This window comes from Desulfomicrobium baculatum DSM 4028 (assembly GCF_000023225.1).
GTDB classification, from domain to species: Bacteria; Desulfobacterota; Desulfovibrionia; order Desulfovibrionales; family Desulfomicrobiaceae; genus Desulfomicrobium; species Desulfomicrobium baculatum.
Genome location: NC_013173.1, coordinates 2,999,038 through 3,013,610 on the forward strand (window position 1 = coordinate 2,999,038; position 14,573 = coordinate 3,013,610).

The following is a 14,573-nucleotide window of genomic DNA, read 5'->3' on the forward strand; positions in this document are numbered from 1 at the left end:
TTCATATCTATGAAGCGACCCATGGCAAAAAAACTTTTCACATCCCTGCGCTCCCGGGCGATTGTCACGCTTACTGCGATTTTCATGGCCATGGGCGTCGGTTGCGTACTCATAGTCGGGCTGATCATCATCGACCGCCTCGACACCTTCGAGCGCGACCTGGCCGCCGCCAATATACGTCGTGCGCGGAACTCGCTGCAGCAAGACATGCAACGTGTCGACAACCTGCTCAAAGACTGGGCGTGGTGGGACGACACCTATCAATTCATGTCTACAGCCTCGGAGGAGTATGCGGAAAGCAACATCACTCCGGACGTGTTCCTCAACCAGGGCCTCAGCGTCATCGTTTTCGTGACAAAGGAAGGGGAGATCCTGCATGCCTCGCAGATGTCCCGCGACGGAGATGCGCTCCAAGCCCCCAGCAAGGCCCTGCTCAGCTATGTCAAAAGAATCAGCCTCTCCTCGCCCCCCGAAGATCTTTTCAGCGGCGCCCCCGCGCTGGTGAACGTCGACGGCTCATTATGGATCGCCGCAAACCGCGCGGTGCTGACATCCCAGCAGACCGGGCCGGCGCGCGGCCGGCTGTGGATGATCCAGAAAATCGACGCTGCCTACGTTGAAAAGCTGACCCTGCGCACGGAACTCGCGCTGCAAATCCACGTCACCGAAGACGGAACGCTGCCGCAAGCCATGCGCGTGCTGGAAACCGATCCTCCGGCGTCAGGCGAAGCCCTCGTTGTTCCCGAGCGCGCCCTCATCTGGAGCGCCCTGCTTCTTTCCGACGCTGCAGGCGGCCCGCCCGTAGCCATCATCGCCAATGCCCCCAGGGAACTGACCATCCTGGCCCGCTCGACAATGAAAACCAGCCTCGCGGTGCTCATTGTGTTCGGAGCGATCGGCTTCTTCAGCGGCTTCGCCTTTCTCGAAAAAAACATCCTGTCCCGTCTGTCGCTGCTGAGCTCGCGCGTCAAAAACGATGCTCCGGACGCGCAATTTTGCAGGCTGGATCAAAAATGCGACGAAATAGACCAGCTCTCGAATCTGGTGGACACAGCATTCGAGTCCATCCGTGAGAACGAGCGCTTTCTCAAGGAAATCCTGGGCGCGATCAAGGTCGGCGTCATGCTCATCCGCAAGGAAGACAAGGTCATCGTCAGCGCCAACCCATATGCGAGCGCCCTGGCCGGTCGGTCCGAAAAGGACATTGTGGGCAAGGTCTGCCATCAGTTCACCTGCGGCGCTGAAATCGGGAAATGCCCGGTCTGTGATTTCGGGCAGAACCTCGACAATTACAAATGCGAGTTTCTCGGCGGTGACGGTGAACGGATCGATATCCTCAAATCCGTGACCATCATCACCCGAAACGATCAGGAATATCTGCTTGAAACATTCTGGGACATCCGTGAGATCGAACGCACGCGGCGCCTCCTGGAGGAATCCGAGGAGCGTTATCGCGCGATTTTCTTAAACACCGGCACGCCAGGAATCCTCATCAACGAGGATACGTCCATCGACGTCGCCAACACGGAATTTCTCCACCTGGCCGGGGTCACACAGGACGACATGCGCCAGAGCCCCTCCTGGACGCGCTTTTTCCATACGGATGACGTGCAAAGGATGCTTCGTTACCACGCGCAAAGACGCCAGGACGAAGCCATTGCGCCCAGAACCTACGAAGCGCGGCTGATGGACTCCTCGGGAGAGCTGCATCATGTCAAGCTCACCGTGGCCATGATCCCGCGCACCCAGCAATCCATTGCGTTCCTGCTCGACATCACCGACATCAAGAACGCCGAATGGAAGCTGCATGAACTCGCCTACACGGATGCTCTGACCGGCCTGCCCAACCGCCTCAGCGCCATGGAGAGGCTGGACCGCACGGTGCAGGCCCTGTCCCCTGAAACCGGAAGCCTCGCCGTCTTCCTGCTCGACCTCGACGACTTCAAGGTCATCAACGACTCCTGGGGACATGCCGTGGGCGACGTCGTACTCATGGAGGCGGGGCAGCGGCTTGTTTCCATCCTCAAGACATCCGAGCTGGTGGGCCGCCTCGGCGGCGACGAGTTCATCATCGTATCCGATGCCAACAACTCCAAGGACGAGTACGCCCAGCTGGCCCAAAAACTCATCGACGTCCTTTCCGCGCCATTCCAGTTCGGAGATTCTGAAACATATCTCAGCGTGAGCGTCGGCGTAGCCATCTTCCCCGAAGACGGGAACACGGCCGGACAACTGATCCGGTGCGCGGATCTGGCCATGTATCAGGCCAAATCCCTCGGCAAGAACATCTACCGGTTCCATTCTCCGGAGCTGACTTTAAAAGCCCAGCGCCGGATGGAAATCGAGAGGGAGTTGCGCCTGGCCCTGGACTCCGGAGAAATTGTCGCCTTCTTCCAGCCGGTCATCGACCTCGAAACCCAGAAAATTGTTGGGGCCGAAGCCCTGGCGCGTTGGTGCAAACGGGACGGCACCCTTATCTCTCCAGTGGATTTCATACCCGTGGCAGAGCAGACAAGCCTCATCACCGACATCGACTTCAGCGTCCTGTCGCAGGCCTGCCACCAGGCCCGGGGCTGGGATGAAGCCGGATTGGGGCGGCTGCGCATCTCCTGCAATATCTCCGCGCGGCATTTCCAACGCGGAAACCTGCCCGGGGAAGTGAAGCGCGTCCTTGAGGCCAGCAAGCTGCCCCCAAGTCAGCTGACCCTTGAAGTCACCGAAACGGTATACATGGAAAACATCGAGCAGGTGCGCAGCATACTCGAGTCCATAGACGCCATGGGCGTTTCGAGCGCCCTCGACGACTTTGGGACCGGCTACTCATCCTTGTCGTACGTGCGGTCCCTTTCCTTCGATGTTTTGAAGATCGACAAGTCCTTCGTGAAAAACCTGCCGGAAGAGTCCTCGCTCGCACTCATTCGCGCCATGCTCGGCATCGCCATCAGCCTGGAGATAATCCCCTTGGCCGAAGGCATAGAAACCCGGGAACAATTCCTGCTGCTCAAATCACTGGGCTGCAAGCTTGGACAGGGCTACCTGTTTTCACCTCCGGTGCCCGCCGCGCAGTTTCAAGAACTGCTCAAAAAACAGAACACAACATGATTGCAACAATGCAGGAGCGAATATTTCGTAAGCACAGGCATGAAATAATGTCTGCAACTTTTGACGCCAAGCCCTGAATTGGATATATATCAGGTTCATAGGCAAGCGTTTCCCGGCAACCAGCACCCAAAAAACGGAGAAGTTCATGGACCCCACCCAGCTTATCCCGCACGCCCTCCCCATCCCGGTGGAATGGGGCTGGTTTTACTTCTTTCAGGTCCTTACGTTCATCCTGCACATTCTGGTCATGAACATCATGCTCGGCGCTTCCGTCATCGCCCTGGTCCACCATCTGCGCGGCAAGGCCGACACGGAAGCTCTGACCAAATCGATTTCCACCAAGCTGCCCTTCACCATCGCCTTCGCCGTCAACTTCGGCGTTGCGCCCCTGCTCTTCATGCAGGTTTTATACGGGCAATTCCTCTACACCAGCAGCGTGCTCATGGCCGTGTATTGGCTGGGTATCGTAGGGCTGGTCATCGTCGCGTACGCAAGCGCCTACATCTATGATTTCCGCTATGTGCCGCTGGGCAGCCTGCGCACGATCTTCATCGCCGTGACCACCCTGTGCCTCCTGGTCACCGCCTTCATCTTCACCAACAACATGACCTTCATGCTCAGCCCTGCCAGCTGGGCAACATACTTCGACAATCCATGGGGTACGCTGCTCAACCTGAGCGATCCGACCGTGCTACCGCGCTACCTGCACTTTGTCGCGTCATCCATTGCAGTGGCGGGTCTGGCGCTGGCCATTTTTTACAGAATAAAAGTCAAGAACGACCCCGCAGCGCAGCGTTGGGTCCGGCACGGCATGAACTGGTACGCCTACACGACCATGGTGCAGATGGCGCTCGGCCTGTGGTTCCTCTCCGCCCTGCCCGAACCCGTCAAACACCTCCTGCTGGGCGGATCCCTGCCCCACACCCTGATCTTCGCGTTCAGCGCGAGCCTGGGCATCTTCAGCATCAGCAACGCGCTGAGATACAATGTCGGCACGTCGACGGCCCTGTCGCTGACCACCGTAATCCTCATGATCCTGCTGCGCGACATGGTCCGGGACGCCTATCTGACCCCGTATTTTCAGGTCAATGACCGCGTCGTCACCGGCCAGTATCTCCCGCTTGCCCTTTTCATCCTGATCCTGGCGGCCGGTCTGTGCGTCGTAGCCTGGATGCTCCGCACCGCCGCCACGGACTCGGAGGTGCGCTCATGAACTTTCCAATCTGGGAACTCCACTGGGCCGGCGGCGGTCTGCTCATCGCGCTCATCGCCGTATTTCATGTCTATATCGCCCATTTTGCCGTGGGTGGCGGCCTCTTTCTCGTTCTCACCGAACATCTGGGATATCGCAGGCAGTCCCCGGCAATCCTTGATTACACAAAGCGCCACACCAAGTTCTTCCTGCTCGTGACCATGGTCCTGGGCGGAATCACCGGGGTGGGCATCTGGTTCATCATCTCGCTGGTCGCGCCTGCGGCCACGAGCCAGCTCATCCACACCTTTGTCTTTGCCTGGGCCATCGAATGGGTCTTTTTCCTGTGCGAAATCGTATCGTTGTTCATCTATTTCTACACCTTCGGAAAAATGGGGCGGCGCAACCATCTCACCATGGGCTGGCTCTATTTCTTCTTCGGCTGGATGTCGCTGTTCATGATCAACGGCATCATCGGCTTCATGTTGACCCCCGGCGACTGGTTGGAGACAAAAGACTTCTGGGACGGACTCTTCAACCCCTCCTTCTGGCCGGCACTGGCATTCAGGACGTTCATCGCCCTGATTCTGGCCGGACTTTACGGCTTCGTCACCGCCACCTGGGAAAAGGATCCCAAGACCCGCGAAACCCTGGTCCGCTACTGCGCGACATGGCTGCTGGCTCCCTTCGCCTTCCTGCTCCTGTCGGGGTGGTGGTATGTGCACGTGCTGCCCGAAGGGCCGCAGGCCATGGTCCTGGGCGCAAACCCGGAAATCGCCCCGTACCTACAGGGCTTTCTGTGGATATCAGTCGTTCTCTTTGCCGGCGGACTGATCATGGCCGTGCGCATGCCTGCCGCGATCAAGCGCCCCATGGCGCTGGTCCTGCTCGTCATCGGCCTGTTGTACATGGGCTGTTTTGAAACCATGCGCGAAGCCGGCCGCAGGCCCTACCTGATCCATGGCTACATGTATTCCAACGCCATTCTGGTCGGCACTGAAGACGCCATCGCCGCCGAAGGCTTTCTGCAGACCTCCGGCTGGAATCAGAACCAGGAGATCACTCCCGAAAACGCCATGGCCGCAGGCCGTGAGATCTTTCGCGGCCAGTGCGCCGCCTGCCACTCCATCGGCGGGCCGCTGCACAACATCAAACGCCTGAGCGCGCAGTTCGGAACCGTTGGTCTCGAAGCCCAGATCGCGGGCATGGGCAAGATATACTCGTATATGCCGCGTTTTGCCGGCACCGCGCAGGAGCGCAAGGCCCTGGCCGCCTACATCGTGCATGACCTGGTCGAAGCTCCCGTGACGGAGCAGCACGCCCGACCCCGCCCGGAAGTCGAACTTGAAGTCCCGGCCTTCAACGCGGATGAAGCCGAGTATGTGCTCCTGTCCTGGTGCACGCTGGGCGAAAAATGCCTCTCCGACAGCGACAGCCGCTTCTCCATTTTGCCCCCGGGCAGCACTCTCATGGCCCAGCTCATCCGGCGCGGCCCCCTGCCTGAACTGGTGACCGAGGACGTCGAAATCACGTACACCGCCCCCGCGGGCTTCGAAAATCCGGCCAACCATGTGGAGTTCTGGAAATACGCGCCGTCCCTGGTTGGCAAGGAGCTGCCCCAGAACGTCAGCGCCAAGGGGCTGGGCATGTCAGGCGTGATGAAGCTCGGCGAACAGGGCACGAACTTCGTGGCGGACGGCATCCCCGTGCTGCCCTACATGGACGACGGAACCATCAACCCCTACCCCGTCTTCACCATCGAAGCCAAGGACACGGCCAGCGGCGAGATCCTGGCCACCACCAAGGTTCTGGCTCCCGTCTCCACGGAAATCGGCTGCAAGAACTGCCATGGCGGCACCTGGCGGCATGAGGGGACCATGGGCATTTCCGTGACCACGGCCTCGGACGTGCTGGCCAGACACGATCGGCGTCACAAAACCCGGTTGCTGCCTGAGGCCGAGGCGGGCAAACCCGTGCTCTGCCAGAGCTGCCACCCTGATCCGCTGCTCAAAGCCACGGGCAATCCGGAGCTTTTGAACCTTCCGGCCGCCATCCACGGTTTCCACGCCAACTACCTGTCCGGCCAGCCCGCCGCGGAGCCCTGCCACTCCTGCCATCCCACCGGGCCGGACAGCTACACCTATTGCGCCAGGGGCGCGCACGCGAGCAAGGGCCTGACCTGCGTCAACTGCCACGGCACGCTGGAAGACCACTCCCTGTCGCTCTTGCGCGGGGAAAAAGAGGCGGGCAAGCCCAAGGCCGACCTGCTCATGCGCCACATCAAGCCCAGACTGGTCGGTTCTGTCGAAGAAATCGAACCGCGCGCGCCGTGGAACGATCAACCGGACTGCCTGAACTGCCATGTGGACTTCGAGCGCCCGCAAGACGCGGAGCCTTCGGCTTTCAACCAATGGGTGCGAGGACCGGAAGGGCTTTACCGCATGCGCACCGATGACGCGGGACTCATGTGCGAATCATGCCATGGTTCGACCCACGCCGAATATCCTGCCACAAACGCGTTTCATCCGGATCTCGACGCCATCCAGCCCCTGCAGTACCAGGGCCACCCGGGTCCCATCGGGAGCAAGGGCAACTGCGCGGTTTGCCACACCGAGGACATGTACGACGAATTCCATCATCCCAACATTCTCGGCGCACTCTAACTTACGACACCCGGACCGGGGCAGAAATGCCCCGGTCCTTCACATTCGCAGATATCCACATCCTGTTTCCCGCCGGGCAGTCTGCGACCACGCCCCGGTACGGACTCCCGCCAACGTTTTTTTCAGCCAGCTCGTCACGGTTACTCCTTAATGCCAGAATTCACTTTACCATCACATGCCCTTGAGCTAGCTTCCACAAAAGTTTCATAAGCTTTACGTTCCGGCACAGCCCCCTCAACACACGGAGAATCGCATGTCGTATCTGCCCTGTGTGGGCTGTGGTTGGTGCTGTCTGCATGACCAGTGCACGGATTCGTTGCGCCGCCATGGCTATCTGCCCCGCTGTCCCGAACTTTTCTGGAGCGACGAAGCACGGCGTTACCTGTGCCGGACCATGCTTAAAGGCGCATCCGGAGACGGAATCCGCCGCAATCAACATACCGGCGGGGGATGCTGCGCTCCCCTCAACTCCTGGCGACAGGACATTCGAAACCGGGACAAATGACCCGCATCTTTCGGACGGACCATGACCCAACCCTCTGAAGTCAAAGACCACGCGCCCCTGACAAACAAAGCCAAAACGTCTCCGCGCCTCATGAGCGGACAATTGACTGTCCTCTCCATATTGGTGGCCATGGTGCCGATCCTGTGCATCGCGACCCTGGGCTATGTCTTTTACGATACGGCGTTCCGGGAAAAAACCCACGCGCTCCTGGCGCAAAAAGCCATGAGTTCGGTTCAGAGCCTGGACAGCTTCCTCGAAGAAAAAATCTCCAACCTCCGGCAAGAGACAGGCGCCGCAACCATCCCGGAACTGTCGGACCCCGGCCATCTGCGCGCCCGCCTGCACTCGCTGCAAAACGCCTATCAAGGCGTTTTCATCGGCCTTGACCTCGTCGACGCAAGCGGCACGATCATCGCAGGTACCACCGACGACAAATCGCAGACAGTCCCCGTCGAAAAATCATGGTTTGCGCAGGCCATAAGCCGCCCGCAGTTTGTCAGCAATCTGGCCTTGCGCGAGACATCCTGCTTTCTTGCCGTACGCATCACCTCCGAACAGACCGCCTGGCTACTGCGGGCTCACCTCGATCCGGACCTGATTCAGGAAAAGATCCGCCTCTTTCATCCCGGAGGACCGGGAGGAGCGTTCTTCCTGGACCGCCAGGGCGCGTACAGCGCCGGCAGTGGCGCCGAACCGGGCAGCAGAGAGGCCGCGCACCTGCTGGCCCAGCAATTTTTCCCCGAAGGCAGGCCTGTCGTACTCGAAGCCAAGGGCGCAAACGGCCAGGTCAGTCTTTACGGCTGCGCCCCACTGCGATCCACAGGCAACATCTTGGCCATCCATCAGCCCAAGGCCCAGTTGCTGCGACCGCTGTTCAAGGCCCGCCTTCTGGCCCTGGCCATCATCATCGCCGGCTTCGCCGGCATCGTCGTCACCGCGCTGGCTCTGGCCAGACGGACGGAGCAACGCCTGCTCAAAGCCGAAATGGAACTGCAGCAGATGCAAAAACACGTCATGGATGCAGGCAAGCTGGCCGCCATTGGCGAACTTGCCGCCGGGGTCGCTCACGAGATCAACAATCCCCTGGCCATCATGATGGAGAACGCGGGCTGGATTCAGGATCTGCTCAAATCGGATGACCCGCACAGTGAAGAGAACACCGAAGAAATCTTCTCATCCCTGCAAACCATCACCACCCAGGGCCACCGCTGCCGGGAGATCACGCACAAGCTGCTCAGTTTCGCACGCAAGGCCGACAGCGCCACAAAGGCGGTGAACATCAACTCGCTGCTGGACGACATCGCCGGGTTCGCGCGGCAGAAGGCCAAATATCGGAACGTGGAAATCAGGCTGAGCCTCGACCCCAACGCGGGGGAAGTCGACAGCTCGCCTGCGGAAATCCAGCAGATCATACTGAACCTCGTCAACAACGCCATCGACGCCATCGAGCACGACGACGGAATGGTGCAGCTGCGTTCCTTCCGCGAGCACAGCTTCGTGCGCATCGATGTCGAGGACAACGGGCAAGGCATCCCCGCAGACATTCTGCCCCAGATTTTCGAGCCGTTCTTCACCACCAAGGACGCCGGCAAAGGTACGGGCCTGGGCCTGTCCATTTGCCGGGATCTTCTCTCCAAAATGGGCGGCTCCATCAGCGTGGACTCCGCCCCTGGCCAAGGATGCGTTTTTCATGTCCGCCTGCCTGCGAGTTCCCCGAAATGACTCTTTCGTCTGACAAGAGGGAGCCATCCTCTCAATTTGACTCCATAATTTTCTCTCTGTAAGACCTTTTCGCCACTGATCAACTCTCACCGTGGAGCCCCAATGCCCAAGGATAATCCCAATAACAGCGAGCCCGCCAGCCACGGCGAACTCATCGACATCCTTATCAAAGAAGGGTTGCTCTCGGAAAAACAGGCGCTCCATGCGGCGCGGCTACGTACAAAGCTCGTCCGCCCCAAACCTTTGCTCGAAATCGTCAAGGAACTCGGGTACGTCACCGCCGACCAGGTCACCGCTGCCATCCGCAAGAACAAGCTGTCCATGCGCATCGGAAGTTTGCTGCTGGAACTCGGACTGATCAGCGAGGCAGACCTTGAAGCCGCCTTCCAGATCCAGCGCACGAGCAAGACCCCGCAAAAGCTTGGCGAAGTCCTCGTCAACAACAATTTCATCAAGGAATTCAAGCTCCTTGAAGCGCTCTCCATGCAGCTTGGCTACCCCTTTGTCGATCCCAGATTCACCAACCTCGACGTCTCCCTTCTGCATCAGATTCCGGTCACGTACAGAAACAAGGCATCCTATGTGCCCATCGAGAGACAGGAGCATCAGGTCGTCGTGGCTTTTGCCAATGTGCTGGACATGGACGACCAGGAGGAGGCGCGCACCATTTTTCCCGAAGGGATTCTGCCGGCCATCGCCACGCGGGAGTCCATCATCGAGACCTACCAGCGCTTCGAACGCGGATCACAGACCAAGGAATCTCTTGATGACGATTCGGCCTCGGGCATCGTCGAACGCATCATCCTCGACGCCATCGAACTCGACGTCAGCGACATCCACATGGAACCCCTCCCCGACCGCCTGCGCATCCGCTTCCGCCGGGACGGGGTGCTTGAACCCTACAAGGACTTCCCGCGCGAGATAATCCCCAACATCTCAAGCCGCATCAAGATCATGTGCAAGGCGGATATCGCCGAGAAGCGCCGCCACCAGGGCGGACGCATCCTGTTCGAATACCCCGGCGGCGAACTCGACATGCGCGCCTCCTTTTACGTGACCATCCACGGCGAGGCCATCGTGCTGCGGTTGCTGAACCGGCAGGGCAACCTCATCGACATCGCAAGCGTCGGGATGTACCCGAAGATTCTCAAGCGCTTCCTTGAAGGTGCGCTGTCCAGACCCAGCGGCGTCGTGATCATCACCGGTCCCACCGGGTCGGGCAAGACGACTACGGTCTACAGCTGCATCCACCACCTGAACACGCCGCTCCTGTCCATCATCACGGCCGAAGAGCCCGTTGAATACGTCATACCGGGCATCTCCCAGTGTTCCATCGATCCCAAGATCAACCTGACCTTCGAGGAGACCCTGCGTCACATCGTGCGCCAGGACCCCGACGTCATCCTCATCGGCGAGATCCGCGACAATTATTCGGCGGAGGTGGCCGTGCAGGCGGCGCTGACCGGGCACAAGGTCCTGACCACCTTCCACACCGAAGACTCCATCGGCGGCCTGATCCGGCTCATGAACATGGACATCGAGGCCTTCCTCATCTCCTCCACCGTGGTCAGCGTGGTTGCACAGCGCCTGCTGCGGCGCATCTGCCCGGAGTGCTCCCAGCCGTACAAGCCAAGCCCCGGCGAGCTGCAGCTCTTCGGCTACACACAGGCCACGATCCAGGGCTCGAATTTTCGCAAGGGCACGGGCTGCGCCCACTGCCGCTACACAGGGTATCGAGGCCGCATCGCGGTGTTCGAACTGCTCATTCTCGATGAAATGGTCCGTGCCGCCATCCTGGAGCGGCGGACCAGCTTCGACATTCGCAAGATCGCCCTGGAGAGCGCGGGGCTTGTGACCTTGTTCGAGGAAGGTTTGGTCAAGGCCGCCGAAGGCCAGACCACTCTGGAAGAGGTCATGCGCTGCCTGCCTCTCGTTCTGAAACCACGCCCACTGGAAGAAACCCGCCGCCTGCTCGGAGTTTAGCAATGAACGAGGCCAAGTCTTTTATCGAAATCCTGAAGGAGCATGTGAATTCGGACAAGGCGCAGCTCCCGCCCTTCAATCGCACCGGCCTTGCCATCCAGCAGGAAATGGCGAGGCCCGACCCGGATATGCAGGTCATCGAAAAGCAGATTCTGCGGGACCCGGCCGTGGCCGGCCAGCTCCTCAAGGTCGCCAACTCATCCTTTTACCGGGGCATGATCGAAGTGACCACGGTCAGAAACGCCATGGTCCGCCTCGGCCTGGCCGAAGTCTCCAACCTGGTCACCCTGCTGACCCAGAAACAATCCTTCACCACTCCGGACCCCTTCATCCGCGAATACATGGATCAGCTCTGGATCCACTCCGTGGCCTGCGCCCTTGGCGCCAAATGGATCGCCAAGGAATGCCGGCTGCCAAGCAAGATGAATGAAGCCTTTTTCGCAGGGCTCCTGCACGACATCGGCAAGGCCTTTTTGCTCATGGCCATCGCCGACCTGAAACAAAGCGGACAGCTGGGCGAAGACGTTCCGCAGACTTTTATCGAGGAAGTTCTCGACACCCTGCACCAAAGCATCGGAGCGCAACTGCTCAAAAAATGGAACCTGCCGGAGATCTATTGCACGGTGGCTGAGCATCACCACGATGAAAGCATGGACGGCCAGGATGTCGTTCTGCTCATAGTCAGCCTGGCCAACAAGGTCCTGGCCAAGGCCGGAATCGGGATCATGCACACCCCCGATATCGATCTGGCGACCAGTCCCGAAGCGATTCAACTGGACCTCTCCGAGATCAAGGTCGCCGAACTGGAATTGACCATGGAGGATTACGTCGAATTTGTCGGGGAAGTGGGCTGATTATCCGGCGATCCTCTCCTGTTTGCCGTTTGAAAACAGCAGGGGCCGGTTCGCTTGAACCGGCCCCTGCTGTTTTTCATGTCACGAAATCACCATCCGCCCCCGCCGCCTCCACCGCCTCCGCCGCCGGACGAGCCGCCCCCGCCCATGCCCGAGGAACTGCCCGGCGCAGATGAGGCCGAGGACACGGCAGACTGCATGCCGCTCCCCAGGCTTGACGCGAAAACGCCTGGGTGCATCCGGTTCCAGTGACGGCCCTCATACCAGCCAGGCTCGTATCCTGCCTGATCCAGCAGGCGCGCGAACCTTTCGCCCCACTGGTTTTCAACGCCCAGCGCCATGGCGTAGGGCAGAAACTTCTCAAAAAGCTCGGGAGTCTCATCCGGAGGATGAATGAAATTAAGCCGGTCCTCCTCGGCCACGGAAAGATAGAGCTTAAAGCCTTCGATCTCGTCCAAAGTCTGACGCCCGATGCGCGTCGGCGCCTTCAGGAGTTCATAGAAAAGCGCGTTCATGGCGATCATGACCCCAAACCCGAACATGACCGCGAACCCAAGCTGGCTGGAGAGAAACCACAACCCAATCGCCTCAGCCGCCAGAAATGGGATCGCAAAGACGGACAGCACCAGGGCCGAGATCTTGCCCCGAACACCCCTGCCCTGCCACGCCGTGCCGACCTGACGCACCAGCGTGAAACAACCGAAAGTCCAGAACGTCAGCCACACGCAAAGGAAGAGCGCCTCGGGAGGAATAGAAGCTGCCCAGACCATGCCCGCCACCGAGGCCAGGGTGATGGCCAGCCCCGGCGCAAGCCAGCCCGTGTTGGACAGGAAGTAATTGGAGGACAGCTCCCTCTTCAGTTTGTCCTTTATGGCCTGCCTGGCGCCTCTGATGACCTTGTGGTTCACATTCTTGAGCTCGATGCTTGTACCGGCCTTGCGCAGTTCGTCCCAGGCCGCCCGCTCGCCCATGGAGAGGCTGACCGGGGCCTGGTCGGCCAATGTCAGGTGCATCTTCGCGTTGTCGCCGATCTTCAGCGCCCCCTTGACCGCCATGTTGACCACGGCCGCGGTGAAGGCTCCGTTGTCGAATTGCATGCGCCACAACATGCGGACCATGGCTGGAGAAAATCCGTGCGGCGGCGCAAAACGGGGTATGATCACGCCTTTGGCCGGATCGCGGCCGACCTTCATCCAGGCCAGGACATAATAGATGGCAAGCAAAGCGACTCCGATGCCCACGGGAAGCACCCCCCCTCCTCTGGCCAGGACCTGCGCCGCCTGTTCCGTGACCGGTGGCGGAGTGACGAAGCCCTTGGGCCAGGACACCGCGATGGTCAGCCCCTCGCCGGGGGCATACGGACGCGAAGAAACAAAGGTCACCTCCTGCTGTCCGCCGGCGGGAAAAGCGCGGCTGTCCGTGCTACCCATGGGTCCTTCGTAGGCCACGGCCTCAAGAGCCCGGGCCTCGCCCGGCAGCCGCACCTCGCAGCGAACCTGGTCAAAGGGCAGGCGCCAGCCATTGCCGTTCACGTTCCAATAGAGTTCGTCGTGATCGTCAAAAAAACCCAGCTGTCTGGTGGTGCGGTATATGAGGCTGTAGGAATAACGGCCCGGCTGCAAAAAGACATCCTTGCTGCCGACATAGACGGCCACCCCGTTGGACATGTTCTCGGTGTGGTACGGCTCGGTCACGCCGTCGCGCTTCACGTCCAGAAGCGTGAACCCGACGCGCACCCGACTCCCGTCGCGACCGGTGTAGAGCGTCGGGAACTCGCGCACGATGCCGCGTTTGATCTGCGCCCCCGTGGCCTGGACCGTGATCGTCTCGGTGACCACCATGGACCCGTCCGGATCAATGAGGACCAGGGAGGAAAAATCGAGGATTCGTTCGCTCTCGGCCAGCAGGGGCGCGCAGAAAAGCAGCGTGAACAGCGCGGCCAGAAATATGCGGATACGGATGCCCGCCATCCTAGAATTCCACCTTGGGCACGGCCCGCTCCGACGGACTTTCGAGCTCGAAGAATTCCGCCTTTTCAAAGCCGAAGCGTCCGGCGACCAGGTTGGACGGAAACGACTCCACCGCGATGTTCAGATTGCGCGCGGCCCCGTTGTAATAACGCCGGGCCAGCTGGATCTGTTCCTCGATCTCGCCCAGGGACGCCTGCAGCTGGGCGAAATTGGCGTTGGCTTTGAGTTCCGGATAGCTTTCGGCCAGGGCGAAGAGCTTGCCCAGCGCCGCCCCCAGGAGCCCCTGCGCCTGGGCCGTCTCACCCACGCCATGGGCGTTCTGGGCCAGGCCGCGCAGACGGATGACCTCTTCCAAGGTGCCCTTTTCGTGCTCGGCGTACCCCTTGACCGTGGACACGAGGTTGGGGATCAGGTCCGTGCGCCGTTTGAGCTGCACGTCGATCCCGCTCCAGGCCTCCTGTACCATGTTGCGCATGCGCACCAGGCCGTTATAGAGCAGGATGGCCCACAGCAAAATGGCGACCGCCAGGGCGAGCACGACAAGAAAAGCGATCATGATGCCTCCATGACAGAATGTTTGTG

At 60.1% G+C, this 14,573-nt stretch carries 9 protein-coding genes; 7 read left to right on the forward strand and 2 right to left on the reverse strand.

Annotation, left to right across the window (positions count from 1 at the left end):
* The first annotated feature begins 21 nt into the window (after positions 1 to 21).
* From DBAC_RS13150 to DBAC_RS13180, 7 genes are all read left to right on the forward strand, one after another.
* Positions 22 to 3,102, forward strand: a complete 3,081-nt coding sequence (locus DBAC_RS13150; protein ID WP_167320942.1) for an EAL domain-containing protein — start codon at positions 22 to 24, stop codon at positions 3,100 to 3,102.
* Between the two features lie 145 nt (positions 3,103 to 3,247).
* The gene (locus DBAC_RS13155; RefSeq protein WP_015774796.1) at positions 3,248 to 4,315 is read left to right on the forward strand and encodes a hypothetical protein; all 1,068 of its coding nucleotides are present in this window, start codon (positions 3,248 to 3,250) and stop codon (positions 4,313 to 4,315) included.
* Positions 4,312 to 6,957 carry a cytochrome ubiquinol oxidase subunit I gene (locus DBAC_RS13160; RefSeq protein WP_015774797.1) on the forward strand — a complete coding sequence of 882 codons (2,646 nt, stop codon included), beginning with the start codon at positions 4,312 to 4,314 and terminating at the stop codon, positions 6,955 to 6,957. Before DBAC_RS13155 ends, DBAC_RS13160 begins: the two co-directional genes overlap by 4 nt.
* A 253-nt stretch (positions 6,958 to 7,210) precedes the next feature.
* Positions 7,211 to 7,462 carry a hypothetical protein gene (locus tag DBAC_RS18520; protein ID WP_015774798.1) on the forward strand — a complete coding sequence of 84 codons (252 nt, stop codon included), beginning with the start codon at positions 7,211 to 7,213 and terminating at the stop codon, positions 7,460 to 7,462.
* A 21-nt stretch (positions 7,463 to 7,483) separates the two neighbouring features.
* Entirely contained in the window at positions 7,484 to 9,184 is a 1,701-nt protein-coding gene (locus DBAC_RS13170) for a sensor histidine kinase (RefSeq protein WP_015774799.1), read from the forward strand.
* Between the two features lie 102 nt (positions 9,185 to 9,286).
* Positions 9,287 to 11,167, forward strand: coding sequence for a GspE/PulE family protein (locus DBAC_RS13175; protein WP_015774800.1), 1,881 nt, complete (start codon positions 9,287 to 9,289; stop codon positions 11,165 to 11,167).
* Between the two features lie 2 nt (positions 11,168 to 11,169).
* A complete protein-coding gene (locus DBAC_RS13180; RefSeq protein ID WP_015774801.1) occupies positions 11,170 to 12,021 on the forward strand; it encodes an HDOD domain-containing protein in 852 nt (283 codons plus the stop codon).
* A gap of 89 nt (positions 12,022 to 12,110) precedes the next feature.
* Here the strand turns inward: DBAC_RS13180 and DBAC_RS13185 are convergent, their stop codons facing one another.
* On the reverse strand, positions 12,111 to 13,991 hold the full coding sequence (locus DBAC_RS13185; RefSeq protein WP_015774802.1) for a DUF2207 domain-containing protein: 1,881 nt from the start codon (positions 13,989 to 13,991) through the stop codon (positions 12,111 to 12,113).
* 1 nt (position 13,992) lies between these two features.
* Entirely contained in the window at positions 13,993 to 14,547 is a 555-nt protein-coding gene (locus DBAC_RS13190) for a LemA family protein (RefSeq protein ID WP_015774803.1), read from the reverse strand.
* Positions 14,548 to 14,573: the final 26 nt, after the last annotated feature.